Consider the following 15,664-nt stretch of genomic DNA (forward strand, 5'->3'; position numbering starts at 1 on the left):
CTGAGATTACAATCTAAGCATCTCTTTAACAAAGGGAATTGTTAACTTACGTTGATGGACCAAAGAGTCCTTATCAAGACGATCCAGTACATCAAATAACGTACGTAAATCTCTCGCTAGTCGATTCAACAGGAAACGTCCCACATCTTCAGGTAACTGCAAACCACGCATTGCAGCGCGGCGTTGTAATGCGGCCAGTTTTTCATCGTCAGCCATAGGCTGCAACTGATAGGTCAGGCCCCATTGCATTCTTGAAACCAGATCGGGCAAGGTAAAGCCTGCTTCTGTTGCGGCACTGCTTGCACTGACAACGATATTACAGTGCTTATTTTCAGCAACTCGGTTATACAGGTCAAAAATAGCTTCTTCCCAAACCGGATGTCCGGCGATCGCATCAATATCATCGATACAGACCAAATCGAGTTGCTCAAGCCCTTCTAGTAATGCCGTCGAAATACTCGCATGAATGCCTAACGGTAAATAAAAGCTACTTTTATCAGCTTCATTTGCACGCGCGCAAGTTGCATGCATCAAATGCGTGCGGCCGGATTTAATCGGCCCCCATAAATACACTGAGCTGTCCGACACACCGCGGGCGCATGATTGTAAACTTTGAATAAGTTCGTCGTTGCCTGCAGCAGGATAATAACTACTGAAGGTTTCATCATCTGGTAGATGAACCGGTAAAGATAGTTGCCTTGGCGAGTTAACTTTCACTCAACTAAATCTCAATAAATAGGCTGTCAACAATGGGCAAAGGCTTAACCTTGCCAAATATATTCGGGGACAGATTCCCCCTGCTCTACGTTGAATTCCGTTTGTGGAATTTCATCAATACGTGATTCAAGTTTCATCAATCGATGTAGATCATCCTCTGTACCAAATAAGTCTAGCTGATACTGAGCAGTATAACCTTGCAGCGATACTAAACTGACATGACTTACGGCACTGAGTTGTAATAAATACTTTTCTATTTCAACCAGTTGACTACGGTTAGTGATATCAACGAAACTCACCATTGCAGTATTTGCTTCACCACTATCGGCAATGGCATACCGTCCGGCATAGTATTCACTAACAGCAGATAAAATTTGCGCAGCTGCTACGTCTGCTGAGCCAACTTCAGCGCGTTTTGATACTAGGGGCGTTAACATGGGTTGGTTATTTTGCATGGCATATAAGCTAAACGCGTACCGTGTTTGCTCATTGACGGTATCAATGGCTGCCATGACAAAATAATCGGTTTGATAACGTTCACTGGCTAATTGCACTGGCTCAACAAACATGCCTCGCACGTCATTGACGGATAAGCGCATCGAATCATCCAGATCCATTAACGGAAATACCGATGGAATGGCTCTTTTTTGAGTAAACTCACTAAACACTTGCCTCAGTTCCATGGTAGAAGAGTCACTGATAATGGCTCTTTCATTGGCGTCAGACTGCGCTAACCAAAATAACGTGGTAGGCCGTTGTTTGCCCCACACAGGTAGCTGAGCTTGGCGTAGCAGTTCAACGATTTTGCTATGGTCGAAACTGACATTGAGCAGTAACTCACCATCGACTTCTTGATAGCCAAATTGGGTCGTTAAACTACTTGGGTTTTTAAGGCTATCGATGACCAACGGATGCTGGACCGCCGCTTCACTCCCTGAATTCTTTAACACAACATTCTTTAATGCTGTTTTAAGCGCCTGTGTACGTTGATTTCGTGAACGATCATCAACGGCAACGCTCGCCTCATCAAGTGAACTGATGGCGGCAGCTTTTAGGGTTGTGGGGACCAAAGCAGTGCTAATGATAAGCAGTGATACACTAACTAAACGTTTAAACATCCGTATCAAAATCTGTCTCGATGAATAATGCAAGAAGTGTAACACAATAATCGTGCTTTACTGCACATTCCTCCCTGATATATCCCCTCACTGCTGGTTCTTTATTCATTAAAAAGAGGGATATGTGAGCAAAGATAATGAAAAAGGTTCCAATGCTGGTTACTATTGTTAAGTTTATCCAAAAATGAGAATAACAATGAAAAATTTAGCTTTGCCACTTCAAGGTGCGCAGATGTTATTTGTTGCATTTGGCGCCTTAGTGCTGATGCCACTTTTAACGGGTCTTGACACCAATGTTGCCTTGTTTACCGCAGGTATTGGTACACTACTATTCCAGCTTATTACCAAACGCCAAATTCCCATCTTTCTTGCCTCTTCTTTCGCGTTTATTGCGCCAATTATGTACGGCGTACAAACCTGGGGCATCCCCTCTACCATGGGCGGACTGATGGCTGCTGGTTTAGTTTATATCTGCCTCGCCTCATTGGTTAAAATCCGCGGCGATGGTTTTATTAAACGCCTGCTTCCCCCGGTCGTCGTTGGTCCGGTTATCATTGTTATCGGTTTAGGCCTGGCACCGATGGCTGTTAACATGGCGTTAGGTAAAACTGGCGATGGCTCAACCGTACTGGTTGAATATGAAGCGGCTATTGTCATTTCACTCGCGTCACTTTTAACCACAATAGCCGTAGCCATTTTTGCCAAGGGCCTACTAAAACTGATGCCAATACTTGCAGGTATTATCGTCGGTTACAGTTTAAGCCTGTTTTATGGCGTAGTAGATTTTACCGCGGTGAACCAAGCAGCTTGGTTAGCGATGCCTAATTTTGTCGCGCCAGAATTTAACTGGCATGCCATTGCATTTATGATTCCGGTTGCAATCGCACCGGCTGTTGAACACATCGGTGATATTCTGGCAATTTCAAACGTCACTGGTAAAGATTACATGAAAAAGCCTGGCTTACACCGCACCCTAGCCGGTGACGGTGTGGCAACTATCGCAGCATCAGCATTTGGTGGACCGCCAAATACCACCTACTCTGAAGTCACTGGCGCAGTAACGCTAACCAAGAACTTTAACCCTGTGATGATGACATGGACTGCCATTACAGCGATTGTATTAGCATTTATTGGCAAGCTAGGTGCTTTAATGCAAACCATACCTGTACCTGTTATGGGCGGAATTATGTGTTTACTGTTTGGCTCTATTGCCGCAGTTGGTTTGAACGCGTTAATCAAGAATAAAGTCGATTTAAATGAACCAAGAAATCTATGTATTGTCGGAGTGACACTCGTATTTGGTATTGGCGGCATGGCCTTCGGTATTGGCTCATTTAGCCTAACTGGCATTAGTCTGTGTGGTATCGTGGCGATAACCATGAACTTGCTACTGCCCATGCCTGATAAAAAACAGGCGTAAATAAAAAGCCCGCTATATGATAGCGGGCTTTTTTTAATTAGGTTTCGATAAAATTAACTTTCTGCAGCTGGGTACTTTGCCGCAGTTTCTGAAATCAAAGTTTGTAACTCACCTTTTTGGTACATTTCAACCAAAATATCACAACCACCAATCAACTCGCCTTCAACCCATAATTGCGGGAATGTCGGCCAGTTAGCGTATTTAGGTAGCTCAGAACGAATATCAGGATGTTGCAAAATATCTACATAGGCAAATTGCGCACCACAGTTAATCATGATTTGACCAACTTGAGACGAGAAACCACAGCTTGGTAATTTAGGTGAGCCCTTCATATAAAGAATAATAGGGTTTTCTGCGATTTGCTGTTTAATCTTTTCTACTGTTTCATTGGTTTCCATATAAATTCCTAATACTCACATCATAAGGTAATCATTGTTTCGCCCTATTGTACGTCAGGATGCCCCATAACAAAAACCTACTTTTTTTAGGGGCTTTAGCAGCGTGATAAAAACCGATTAAAATAATCTATAAAATGACAAAAACAATGATTCACATCACGTTATTATCAGGTAGAATGTGGCGCAGTGAGCAAAACTAATAAAGACAATTGAATGTCAATGGAGAAAAAACATGGCTTTTGAATTACCCGCATTACCTTATGCCAAGAACGCACTTGAGCCCCATATTTCTCAAGAAACAATTGAGTTTCATTACGGTAAGCATCACAACACTTACGTAGTTAAGCTTAATGGTTTAGTTGAAGGTACTGAACTTGCAGAAAAGAGCCTAGAAGAGATCATCAAAACCTCTACTGGTGGTATCTTTAACAATGCAGCGCAAATTTGGAACCACACATTCTACTGGAACTGCCTATCACCAAACGGTGGTGGTGCGGCAACAGGTGAAGTTGCAGCGGCTATCGATGCTGCATTCGGCTCTTTTGAAGAGTTTAAAGCAAAATTTACCGATGCTGCAGTAAACAACTTTGGTAGCGCATGGACTTGGTTAGTTAAAAATGCCGATGGTAGTGTTGCGATTGTTAATACAAGCAATGCTGCTACACCGCTAACCGATGAAGGTGTAACACCACTAATGACTGTTGATGTATGGGAACACGCTTATTACATCGACTACCGCAATGTTCGTCCAGACTATCTTGCACATTTCTGGGAATTGGTTAACTGGGAATTTGTTAATCAAAACTTTGCTGGTTAAAAAAAACCTAGTTCATAAAAAGGAGCCTTAAGGCTCCTTTTTTTATAGATTTTCTACCGCCCTCTTTTATCCACTTAAATGCAACTGTTGCAATTGCAACGTTTTGTTATTGTTTTTATTGACTTTTTTCCTGCAAAGTTCCAAATCCCAACTATATTTAATAGTAGGAGACTAATTTTGGTCATCCCAAATTATCTAAATAGAAGCGTTTCAGGGGGTGGAATATGGGTATATTTGAGCATTACCAACAGCGCTATGAAAAGAAGCTTGATGAAGAATATTCATTGCAAGAATTCTTAGCAATTTGTAAAGAAGACCGTATCGCCTATGCATCGGCGGCTGAACGACTATTGATTGCCATTGGAGAACCGGAAGTGGTTGACACCTCCAAAGATCCCGTACTAAGTCGCATTTTTTCTAACCGATTAATCTCCCGCTACCCTGCTTTCAAAGATTTTTATGGCATGGAAGAAGCGATTGAGCAAATCGTCGCTTATTTAAAGCATTCAGCGCAAGGCTTAGAAGAATCAAAGCAGATTTTGTATTTGCTTGGCCCTGTTGGTGGTGGTAAGTCGTCATTGGCAGAGAAACTCAAAGCCTTAATGCAGCAGGTTCCCATCTACGTATTGAGCGCAGATGGCGTGAGAAGCCCAGTAAATGATCATCCATTTAGTCTATTTGATCCCGAAGAAGATGGTGAACTACTTAAAAGCGAGTATGGCATTCCAGAGCGTTACATAAAATGCATTATGTCTCCTTGGGCAGTAAAACGCCTGCATGAATTCGGCGGAGACATTTCCAAATTTAGAGTGGTCAAAGTTTACCCATCCATTCTTGACCAAATGGCGATAGCTAAAACTGAGCCTGGTGATGAAAACAACCAAGATATCTCTTCGTTAGTCGGTAAAGTCGACATTAGACAACTAGAACACTACGCCCAGCATGATGCTGATGCCTATTCATATTCCGGTGCCCTGTGTCGTGCTAACCAAGGGTTAATGGAGTTTGTAGAGATGTTTAAAGCGCCAATCAAGGTGCTACACCCTTTATTGACCGCAACTCAAGAAGGTAACTTTAATGGTACCGAAGGCTTATCTGCGATCCCCTACAGTGGCATTATTTTAGCGCATTCCAACGAATCAGAATGGACCACCTTTAGAAACAACAAAACCAATGAAGCGTTTTTAGACCGGGTGTATATCGTTAAAGTCCCTTACTGTCTGCGGGTATCACAGGAAATTCAAATTTATGACAAGTTGTTGGCTCACTCAGAGCTCAGCACAGCTCCTTGTGCCCCTGGTACATTAGAGACCTTAGCCCAATTTAGTGTGCTATCACGTATCAAAGCGCCTGAAAACTCATCTATTTACTCAAAAATGCGGGTCTATGACGGTGAGAGCTTAAAAGATACTGATCCGAAGGCAAAATCCTATCAGGAGTACCGAGATTATGCCGGTGTTGATGAAGGTATGGAGGGGCTATCGACCCGCTTTGCTTTCAAGATTCTCTCTAAAGTGTTCAATTTTGATCACAGCGAAATAGCGGCAAACCCTGTCCACCTATTCTACGTACTTGAAAGACAGATAGAGCAAGAACAATTCCCTAATGAAAGCGCTGAGCGTTATTTAGAGTTTTTAAAAGGCTATCTCATCCCTAAATATGTAGAGTTTATTGGTAAAGAAATCCAAACCGCTTATCTAGAGTCCTACTCTGAATATGGTCAGAACATTTTTGATCGCTATGTCACCTATGCTGATTTTTGGATTCAAGATCAAGAATATCGCGATCCAGAAACTGGGCAGTTATTTGACCGAGCGGCGCTTAATGCAGAGTTAGAGAAAATTGAAAAACCTGCAGGCATCAGCAATCCTAAAGATTTCCGCAATGAAATAGTTAACTTTGTGCTGCGCGCCAGAGCCAATAATGAAGGCACCAACCCACTTTGGACCAGTTACGAGAAATTACGCACAGTGATCGAGAAAAAGATGTTCTCCAACACAGAAGATCTGCTTCCGGTTATCTCATTTAATGCAAAAACCTCTACCGATGATCAGCGTAAGCATGATGATTTCGTCAATCGGATGATGGAAAAAGGCTACACCAAGAAACAAGTCAGGCTGCTCTCTGAGTGGTATCTAAGAGTCAGAAAGTCATCTTAAACTCAGTGTTGGGGAGTTCGCTCCCCTTTTGACTAAGGAGGTGCGTATGGCCAATTTCATTGATCGCAGACTCAACGCCAAAGGCAAGAGTACCGTAAATCGCCAACGATTTATTAATCGGTATAAAAAGCAGATAAAAAAAGCGGTTAGCGATGCCGTAACTCGCAGAAGCGTTACTGATGTTGATAAAGGCGAAAAAATTAGTATCCCAACGAGGGATATTAGCGAACCCACCTTCCACCAAGGTCAAGGCGGCGTGCGAGAGCGTGTTCATCCTGGTAATGATCAATTTACTACGGGCGATCAGATTGAGCGCCCGCCGCAAGGTGGTGGCGGACAAGGTGCTGGACAAGGAGAAGCGTCTGATAGCGGCGAAGGACAAGACGATTTTGTATTTCAGATCTCAAAAGATGAATATTTGGAATTATTATTTGAAGATCTAGAGTTACCAAATTTACAAAATAATCGCCTCAATAAACTAGTGGAATATCAAACCTACCGGGCAGGTTTTACTAACGATGGCGTGCCGGCCAATATCAATATCGTTCGCTCTTTACGTTCATCCATTGCACGGCGCACTGCAATGACAAGCAACAAACGTAAGCAGTTAGTGGCGTTAGAGGAAAAATTACAACAGTTACAAGATACACCCGGCGCCAACAGTGACGAAATATTAGCGACCCAAGCTGAGATTGAACAGCTAAAACAAAGAATTGATAAAGTACCTTTTATTGATACGTTTGATCTTAGGTACAACAACTTTGCTAAAAAAGAAGTGCCTTCGAGCCAAGCTGTGATGTTTTGCTTGATGGATGTATCAGGTTCGATGGATCAAGCCACCAAAGATATGGCTAAACGATTTTATATATTGCTTTATCTATTTTTAACTCGTACCTACAAAAATCTAGAAGTTGTGTATATTCGCCATCACACCCAAGCCAAAGAGGTTGATGAACACGAATTCTTCTACTCCCAAGAAACCGGTGGCACGATCGTGTCGAGTGCATTGAAATTAATGCAAGAGATCCAACAAAAACGTTATCCAGAAAATGAGTGGAACATCTATGCAGCCCAAGCATCTGATGGTGATAATTGGGCTGATGACTCACCCACTTGCCGACAACTTTTACAAAAACAATTACTCCCAGTCGTCAGGTATTTCAGCTATATCGAAATAACCAATAGGGCCCACCAAACGTTATGGCGAGAATATGAGGCCCTACAAAGTGAATTCGACAATATCGCGGTACAACACATCAAACAAGCCGAAGATATCTATCCGGTGTTTAGAGAGCTGTTCAAGAAACAGTCAGTCTAGGAGGCGCTATGGAAGATCCTATCAAAAAACCGCTTAGTGATGGTCCAGATTGGACATTCGACTTATTACAACAATATTTAGGGGAAATTGAACGCGTCGCCAACCACTACCGCTTAGATGCCTACCCGAATCAAATCGAGGTGATCACCGCGGAGCAAATGATGGATGCCTATGCCGGGATCGGTATGCCTATTGGTTACACTCACTGGTCTTTTGGTAAAAAATTTATCGAGACTGAGCAAGGCTATAAGCGTGGCCAGATGGGGTTAGCCTATGAAATTGTTATTAACTCCGACCCTTGTATTGCCTACTTGATGGAAGAAAACACCATCACAATGCAAGCTTTGGTGATGGCTCACGCCTCTTTTGGCCATAATAGTTTTTTTAAAAATAACTATCTGTTTAAAACCTGGACGGACGCAAGTTCAATCATCGATTATCTAGTATTCGCCAAAAACTATATCAGCGATTGTGAAGAGCGCTACGGCACAGAACAAGTAGAGTTAATCATAGACTCCTGCCATGCATTGATGAACTATGGTGTGGACAGATACAAGCGCCCAAGCGAAATCTCCTTTAGAGAAGAAAAAGTCAGGCAAAAGCAGCGTGAAGAATATCTGCAAAGCCAGGTTAATGACCTTTGGCGTACTATTCCATTAAACCAAGCGGAAACGAGCACTGACGATAAGGTTAACTTCCCTTCCGAGCCACAAGAAAATGTACTTTATTTCATTGAAAAACATGCACCATTGCTAGAACCTTGGCAGCGTGAAATAGTCAGAATTGTGAGAAAAATGGGTCAATATTTCTACCCTCAGAAGCAAACACAGGTCATGAATGAAGGCTGGGCAACCTTTTGGCACTATACCATTTTAAACCACCTATATGATGACGGATTGGTCACTGATAGATTTATGATGGAGTTTTTGCAAAGCCACACGAATGTTGTTGCCCAGCCCAGTTACAACAGTCCCTACTACAGTGGCATCAATCCCTATGCATTAGGCTTTAATATGTTTGTAGATATTCGGCGGATTTGTGAAAACCCCACCGAAGAGGATAAAGCTTGGTTTCCTGACATGGCGGGAAGTAATTGGCTAGATACATTGCACTTTGCGATGGAGAACTTTAAGGACGAGAGTTTTATTAGCCAATATCTTTCACCTAATATTATCCGGCAATTTAAATTGTTTGGGATTTTGGACGATGACCAAAAACAACACCTTAGTGTCTCGGCAATACATGATGAACAAGGTTATCGCGATATTCGTCAAATGTTGTCGCAGCAATACAATTTGTCTAACTTGGAGCCCAATATCCAAGTGCAAAATGTGGCCATCAGTGGAGATCGTTCTTTAACACTCAGATATATTCCAAATAACCGCATTCCATTGGCAGAAAGTCGCCATGAAGTGGTCAAACATTTACACCGTTTATGGGGATTTGATGTGATATTGGAAGAGCAAAACTTAGCGGGTGAAACAAAGATAATCGCCCGCTGCCCTGATAAACCTGATCAGGATTAGCATAAAAAAAGCGCCTAATAAGGCGCTTTTCGTTGCTCAACTTCGCAAAATTATGCGTAAGTGAAGTCAACGTGCTCGATTAGAGGCTTAAATGCGTGACGTTGCATAGCTTGTGCACGAACTTTGATGTCATTGCCATCTAGAGTGATAGTGATATCACTTGTGTAGAAATCAGCGTTCTCTTGGATATTGATAATATCTTTATGAGCGAATTCGATAGCTACTGCTTCTTTACCTGGGCCATAGATAACTGCAGGTACTTTACCAGCATGACGTAGGCGGCGGCTCGAACCTTTCCCACTTGTAGTACGCGTTTGTGCAACGATAGTATAAGACATGTTATTCTCACTTAATAAAATAAATAGTTATGGTTGCCACTTTCGACCAATGGCAACTGCTTAAAAAAGCGCGGCAATACTAGCATAGCTACTAGCTAACAACAAATGTTTTGCACATTGATTTACTTTTCAATACTACCAAGTTCTAACGGGGCCGGTATCAACATGAATAAAACCAGAACGCGGATAATAGCCTACCCCACCTAACATCAGTTCTACCGCAGCTTCGCGCAATGTTTTTAAATTAACGCCAGGCACAGCAATATCCATTGCCATTCCCTTCATGTGATAGCTCTTTTTCGCGACGCCATTACTCTTAGCTGCTAGCATGGCGTTAGTTTTTGGCGAACGGTAACCAGAAATAACATGGAATTGTTCATCAAAGTTTACCGTTTGCTGTAATCGATACAAAAAATCATACAAACGATTATCCATTGGCGCAGCTTCATTGCGGCGGTGATCACGAAGCACCTGGCTAAACGCGGACAGGGTTTTATCTTGGTAGATGCCATCTACCCAATAGTTGCCTTCGCTTTGCTCACCAGTATGTCTATTGTAAAAGCTCAGTTGCCGAATTCCCTTCGTTGAACGACTTGCGTGGGCTTTACTTGGTAACACTGAATACATCGCCACGCCACTTAAACCTAATAATAATTGTCTACGAGAGGTACAAACTATCGACACACTCACTCCCCGTCTATTTTTTAACCAAAAGTGGCGACAAAGTAGCCTTTTTGATGACCGAAAGCAAGTTTAATTAAAATAAATTAAATATAGGTAGATGTCCTGGAAGCCTTACTGGCTGGCTAATTCAAGGCTAAGCTTTTGATGGCGCTTGTATATATCTGTTCTAAATTGCAGTCTATTTTGATTTCCGACCCAAGAGGTCCAATAAACTAAATGGACCGGTAAAGATTGATGAAATGAAAACCATTGGGTCGTGTTTTTATCTTGTTGCATCTCAACCCAAGTTTGTTTGTCTTTTACTAAGTTTGCCGCCATCCAGTTTGCCAGCTGCTGTACTTTTTCTACTCGAATGCACCCTGATGATAACGCCCTATCACTTTTTTCAAAAAGCGCTTTATCTAACGTATCGTGCAAATAGACGTTATATTGGTTTTCAAAGAAAAACTTAAACCGACCTAACGTATTGGTTTCACCAGCTTGCTGCACGATACGATAAGGAAAATCTCCTTGCGCTAAATCTTGCCACTCTTGATCTGTTTTAATCACGCGCTCACCAGCATAATTAAACACATCAAACTTACCTTCACTGAAGTAACTGCCATTTTCACCCACTTTAGGTAACAGATCGCGCTTCATCAGTTTTCTTGGAACGCGCCAAGTCGGGTTCAACACCATGTTGCTAATATGGCTCTTTAATAGCGGCGTTCTTCGATAAGGTTTGCCGACAATGACTCTCGAGTTCAATACCACCCTATCACTATCCACCAACACCATTTCATAAGCGGGTATATTAATCAGTAAATAGCGTTGCTCCACACTCGTGAGATAACGATTTCTTGCAACAAAATCATCAGCAATGATGTTAGCTCGCTGCGAAGCTGTGGTATTTAACCAGCGTAGGGTCGCAGGTCCAACAACACCATCCGTCTCTAACCCGTGGCGCTGTTGGAATATCAAAATCGCTTTCTCTAATTCAAGGTCATATTCTGTACTGGTTAGATTGTGTAAAACACCATCTCCTAACCGATCAAGCCTGCGGCGAATATCTACGATGCTCCTGTGGCTGTCGCCTAATTTTAACCATCCATTTGGCTCAATCGGCATCCACTCATCTTGCTTGGCCAACCAATGCAAATAACGAATATGATTACTAATGGCAAGATATTCATTAGCAGCAGGCTCAACAGCCATCGCCATTGCAAGCACGTCATTGGATTCAATTTTTGTTTGTAAAGTGAGTAGGCTACGCATTGCGATATTTTGGCTTGACCAAAACATGTGAATGTCTTCAATAATGGCAATAAGTGACTGTGGTTCAGACGCTAGAGGCAATGCTTCTAGGTGCGCAGCAAAGCGATCATCATCGGTGACTAGGTAAATAATATCCAGTTGGCTTCGTAAACTTTCTTTCGCCAAAGCAAACCTATCAGCTGCATAGCCAATAGAAAAATTTACGATTAAAAGTAGGAAAATTGTACCGCGTATCAAGCTGACCATTGCCACACCTCCAGTATAAATTATGGCAAAGAGTCAGCAAATTGGTACTATCTTCTATAGATGAAATAAAAACTTAATTTAATCAGATATCTTAATTTAATCAGAAAAGTTAAAAAGGTCATTAACCTAGGGTTGAACGGGTCACTACAGTTCTACCGTCACCTGGGTAATACCTTAGTTGCCAGTTTTCCTGACCTTTTCGTTGATCGTCAGCGATGTAATTAAAGTAGCAGTAGGTGTTTGGACTTGAGACAGGGCCGCCCGCATACCAATAAACGATATCAGTATCACCACCAAACGCGCCATCATGATGATAGTCCAGTACCAACTCATTATTGTCTAACAAGCCTTGCCATAACTCACGGCAATACTCACCGTTAAGTTGTGTACCATTATTACCATTTGACTGGGTATTCTGTCCTAATGGAAACCCCGTTACAGTTGAATCGATACTGCCATCACCATAGCAATCAAGATCATATACCGTGGTATTGGTCCCCTCGACTTGCCAGCATTGATGATAAAGGCTAACACCGCTGCTAAAAGCACCAAAAGCTGCTTTCGCGACGGATTCATGGGCGTCTTTACTCAGGTTAAGAAATTTAGGTGCGGCTACTACGGCAAGGACACCTAGGATGATAATAACCACGACTAACTCTATGAGGGTAAATCCACGATTTGATTTCATAATACTGCTACCACTGAAACTTGCATACATTATACGTCCATGACTTTGGTATGCGAAGTGAATTTTTATCTGTAAACAAAAAAGCCCCAACAAATGTTGAGGCTTTTCTGTCATCAAAAGATGGTACCCGAGGCCGGACTTGAACCGGCACGCTTATTCAGCGAGGGATTTTAAATCCCTTGTGTCTACCAATTCCACCACTCGGGCAAAGTGTGTTTTACCGCTTACGCACTAAAACATAAAGTGGAGGCGCGACCCGGAGTCGAACCGAGATCGACGGATTTGCAATCCGCAGCATAGCCATTCTGCCATCGCGCCATAGTAGATTGGAGCGACATATCGGGTTCGAACCGATGACCTATACCTTGGCAAGGTATCGCTCTACCAACTGAGCTAATGTCGCAAACCATTTCTAACTTAGCAATCAATGTTCTGCTAGAAGCTTTCCCCTGACTGCGGAATGGCATTCTACCGATTTAGATGCCAGTGTCAACGCTATATTTCGTAATAAATAACTGCTTGAACACTAATTGATCGCATTGCATTTTAATTATGCGATTCTGCGGTTAAATCCGCCCAGGCTGCACGAATATAAACCACCATTGACCAGAAAGTTAATATGGCGGCGACATAAAATAACGCCATAGCCAAATAGGTTAACCATTGGTTAGGTTGCCAGATCAGGCCAGTTATCGCGACCATTTGCGCCGCGGTCTTATATTTGCCAATCCAAGACACAGCCACAGCCCCGCGTTTACCTAATTCCGCCATCCACTCCCTTAAAGCAGAAATTACGATTTCCCGACCAATCATAAATAGTGCAGGCAACGTCAGCCAAATATTATTGTACTGGGCAACGAGCAACACTAATGCGGTTGTCACCATGATCTTGTCAGCTACCGGATCTAAGAATGCGCCAAAACGAGTAGATTGTTTGAGCTTGCGGGCAGCATAACCATCTAAAGCATCGGTTACGGCAGCTAGCCAGAATATAAAAGCGGCAGCAAAAGCTGACCAACTGTAAGGCAAATAAAAAACAACAACAAAAACAGGTAATAAAAACAACCTGAAAAGTGTTAACGCAATAGGTACATTAAACGGCATGTGATAACCAATTTTCCAAAAGCAGCGCCAATCTTGCCTTAATTTTCTTACCCTCGCAATGCATCGTGTATTGTTTGCGCCATTTCTATGCTAATTCCGGGCACTTTTGCGAGTTCAGCAACACTGGCACCCTTCACTTCTTGAATACCACCTAGGTATTGCAATAGTGCTTTACGCCTTTTAGGCCCAATACCTGAAATAGACTCTAATGTTGATGTATTACGTGTTTTTTGGCGTTTATTGCGATGACCCGTGATCGCAAAACGATGCGATTCATCTCGAATGTGTTGTACTAGGTGTAAGGCTGGGGAATCGGCAGCTAAATTAAAAGCGACTTCACTTTCACCGTAGATCAGCGTCTCCAAACCCGGTTTGCGCCCTTCACCTTTAGCCACCCCGACTAATAATGGAGCCTTATCAATATTGGCAAATTTTTCATCCACCACTTTCTGGGCGATACGTAACTGACCAATGCCACCATCAATAAATAAAATATCGGGCACTTTTGCAGAAGAAGTCAATTTATCAAATCGTCGACTAATTGCTTGTTTCATTGCTGCGTAGTCATCACCTGGGGTAATACCTTCGATATTATAACGACGGTAATCTTGCTTGTTGGGTCCTTCGCGGTTAAACACCACACAAGAAGCCACTGTACTCTCCCCCATAGTATGACTAATATCGAAACATTCCATGCGGGCAATTGTACCGCTGTACTCCATAGCTTCTTCGAGCAGTACAAATCGTTGTTCGACGGTATTTTTATGTGACAGTCGACTGACCACTGCATTGGTCGCATTGGTGTCCGCGATGCGCAAAAAGCTCGCCCTATCACTTCTAACATTGGTTTTGATGGCAACCTTTTTACCCAGAGCCTGTGAAACCGCGTTTTCAAACTCAGCCATTTCTTCAAAGGCCTGACTTAATATGATTTCTGCAGGCATAGTGCGTTGACTATCGGTATTGAGATAAAACTGCATCACAAACGCGCGTAACACTTCCGATAAAGGCGTATCTGCAGGGACATCAGGATAATAACTACGGCTACCAAATATCTTACCGTTGCGCACAAACAATAGGTGAAAACAGGCGATACCTGAAGCAAAGTGCACACCTATCACATCCATATCACCACTTTGATTGGATACTTCTTGCTGCTCTGTGACTCTGCGTAGCGCCGCTATCTGATCGCGAAAAAGCGCTGCCTTCTCAAACTCAAGTTCTTGAGACGCATGATCCATTTTGGCGACCAACTCACCCATGACCTGTTGGTCGCGCCCCTTTAAAAATAGACTCGCTAGCTTGACCTGCTCAGCATAATCCTCATCGGAAATTTTACCTACGCAAGGGCCGCTACAACGCCCTATTTGATACTGTAAACATGGCCTAGAGCGCACTTTATAATACACATCTTCACATTGCCTTATGGGAAAGATTTTTTGCATTAGATGCAAGCTTTCTCTTACCGCTCCGCCATTTGGATAAGGGCCAAAATACTGACCTTTCTCTCTTTTAGCGCCACGATGGTAGGCCAGACGCGGATGCCGATGACCGCTGAGTAAAATATATGGGTAGGATTTATCATCTCGAAGCAATACATTGTATTTAGGCATGTACTGCTTAATGTAATCATTTTCTAAAATGAGGGCGTCTGTTTCACTGTGGGTCACAGTGACGTCGATATTGGCGATGTGTGAAACCAGAGCTTGGGTTTTTACATTGGGAAGGTTACTTCTGAAGTAGCTAGATAGTCTTTTCTTTAAATCTTTTGCTTTACCAACATAAATGACAACGTCGCCTTTATCGTACATACGATAAACACCCGGCGACGAAGTAACAGTGCGTAAAAACGCTTTAGCATTAAAGTTTTCAGACAT

The 15,664-nt window shown here is 42.6% G+C and carries 14 protein-coding genes and 3 tRNA genes; 5 read left to right on the forward strand and 12 right to left on the reverse strand.

Annotated features, from left to right (window positions below; all coding sequences use genetic code 11):
* Nucleotides 1-6: 6 nt before the first annotated feature.
* Both hda and ACHUFW_RS19440 read right to left on the reverse strand, forming a co-directional pair.
* Nucleotides 7-717 (reverse strand): DnaA inactivator Hda, encoded by a 711-nt coding sequence (hda, locus tag ACHUFW_RS19435; protein WP_394205453.1) that lies wholly within the window; start codon nucleotides 715-717, stop codon nucleotides 7-9.
* Between the two features lie 44 nt (nucleotides 718-761).
* Nucleotides 762-1,835, reverse strand: coding sequence for a DUF2066 domain-containing protein (locus ACHUFW_RS19440; RefSeq protein ID WP_394205454.1), 1,074 nt, complete (start codon nucleotides 1,833-1,835; stop codon nucleotides 762-764).
* A 196-nt stretch (nucleotides 1,836-2,031) separates the two neighbouring features.
* Between ACHUFW_RS19440 and ACHUFW_RS19445 the strand changes: the two genes are divergently transcribed.
* Nucleotides 2,032-3,255, forward strand: a complete 1,224-nt coding sequence (locus tag ACHUFW_RS19445; RefSeq protein ID WP_394205455.1) for a uracil-xanthine permease family protein — start codon at nucleotides 2,032-2,034, stop codon at nucleotides 3,253-3,255.
* Nucleotides 3,256-3,308: 53 nt separating this feature from the next.
* On the opposite strand, the gene ACHUFW_RS19450 is transcribed toward ACHUFW_RS19445, so the two are convergent.
* The gene (locus ACHUFW_RS19450; RefSeq protein ID WP_394205457.1) at nucleotides 3,309-3,653 is read right to left on the reverse strand and encodes a Grx4 family monothiol glutaredoxin; all 345 of its coding nucleotides are present in this window, start codon (nucleotides 3,651-3,653) and stop codon (nucleotides 3,309-3,311) included.
* A 232-nt stretch (nucleotides 3,654-3,885) separates the two neighbouring features.
* Between ACHUFW_RS19450 and sodB the strand changes: the two genes are divergently transcribed.
* From sodB to ACHUFW_RS19470, 4 genes are all read left to right on the forward strand, one after another.
* Nucleotides 3,886-4,470, forward strand: a complete 585-nt coding sequence (gene sodB, locus ACHUFW_RS19455) for a superoxide dismutase [Fe] (protein ID WP_394205458.1) — start codon at nucleotides 3,886-3,888, stop codon at nucleotides 4,468-4,470.
* 224 nt (nucleotides 4,471-4,694) lie between these two features.
* Complete coding sequence (locus ACHUFW_RS19460; RefSeq protein ID WP_394205460.1) at nucleotides 4,695-6,629, forward strand: PrkA family serine protein kinase; 1,935 nt, start codon at nucleotides 4,695-4,697, stop codon at nucleotides 6,627-6,629.
* Nucleotides 6,630-6,675: 46 nt separating this feature from the next.
* On the forward strand, nucleotides 6,676-7,947 hold the full coding sequence (locus ACHUFW_RS19465) for a YeaH/YhbH family protein (protein ID WP_394205461.1): 1,272 nt from the start codon (nucleotides 6,676-6,678) through the stop codon (nucleotides 7,945-7,947).
* Between the two features lie 8 nt (nucleotides 7,948-7,955).
* Nucleotides 7,956-9,473, forward strand: a complete 1,518-nt coding sequence (locus ACHUFW_RS19470; RefSeq protein WP_394205463.1) for a SpoVR family protein — start codon at nucleotides 7,956-7,958, stop codon at nucleotides 9,471-9,473.
* Nucleotides 9,474-9,523: 50 nt separating this feature from the next.
* Here ACHUFW_RS19470 and rplY read toward each other — a convergent pair whose 3' ends face one another.
* The 9 genes from rplY to uvrC all read right to left on the reverse strand — a co-directional run bounded on the left by rplY (nucleotide 9,524) and on the right by uvrC (nucleotide 15,664).
* Nucleotides 9,524-9,811, reverse strand: coding sequence for a 50S ribosomal protein L25 (rplY, locus tag ACHUFW_RS19475; RefSeq protein ID WP_394205465.1), 288 nt, complete (start codon nucleotides 9,809-9,811; stop codon nucleotides 9,524-9,526).
* Nucleotides 9,812-9,946: 135 nt separating this feature from the next.
* Nucleotides 9,947-10,438, reverse strand: coding sequence for a peptidoglycan L,D-endopeptidase MepK (locus ACHUFW_RS19480; protein ID WP_394205501.1), 492 nt, complete (start codon nucleotides 10,436-10,438; stop codon nucleotides 9,947-9,949).
* A 168-nt stretch (nucleotides 10,439-10,606) separates the two neighbouring features.
* Entirely contained in the window at nucleotides 10,607-11,995 is a 1,389-nt protein-coding gene (locus ACHUFW_RS19485; protein ID WP_394205467.1) for a L,D-transpeptidase family protein, read from the reverse strand.
* Between the two features lie 121 nt (nucleotides 11,996-12,116).
* A complete protein-coding gene (locus ACHUFW_RS19490) occupies nucleotides 12,117-12,683 on the reverse strand; it encodes a type II secretion system protein (protein ID WP_394205469.1) in 567 nt (188 codons plus the stop codon).
* A gap of 121 nt (nucleotides 12,684-12,804) precedes the next feature.
* Nucleotides 12,805-12,890: transfer RNA gene (locus ACHUFW_RS19495), tRNA-Leu, on the reverse strand.
* Nucleotides 12,891-12,927: 37 nt separating this feature from the next.
* Nucleotides 12,928-13,001 (reverse strand) — tRNA-Cys (locus tag ACHUFW_RS19500).
* Between the two features lie 9 nt (nucleotides 13,002-13,010).
* Nucleotides 13,011-13,086: transfer RNA gene (locus ACHUFW_RS19505), tRNA-Gly, on the reverse strand.
* 143 nt (nucleotides 13,087-13,229) lie between these two features.
* Nucleotides 13,230-13,787, reverse strand: a complete 558-nt coding sequence (pgsA, locus tag ACHUFW_RS19510; RefSeq protein ID WP_394205474.1) for a CDP-diacylglycerol--glycerol-3-phosphate 3-phosphatidyltransferase — start codon at nucleotides 13,785-13,787, stop codon at nucleotides 13,230-13,232.
* Nucleotides 13,788-13,834: 47 nt separating this feature from the next.
* Nucleotides 13,835-15,664 (reverse strand): excinuclease ABC subunit UvrC, encoded by a 1,830-nt coding sequence (gene uvrC, locus ACHUFW_RS19515; protein ID WP_394205476.1) that lies wholly within the window; start codon nucleotides 15,662-15,664, stop codon nucleotides 13,835-13,837.

Origin of the sequence: Shewanella waksmanii, from assembly GCF_043643685.1 — a bacterium.
GTDB classification, from domain to species: Bacteria; Pseudomonadota; Gammaproteobacteria; order Enterobacterales; family Shewanellaceae; genus Shewanella; species Shewanella waksmanii_A.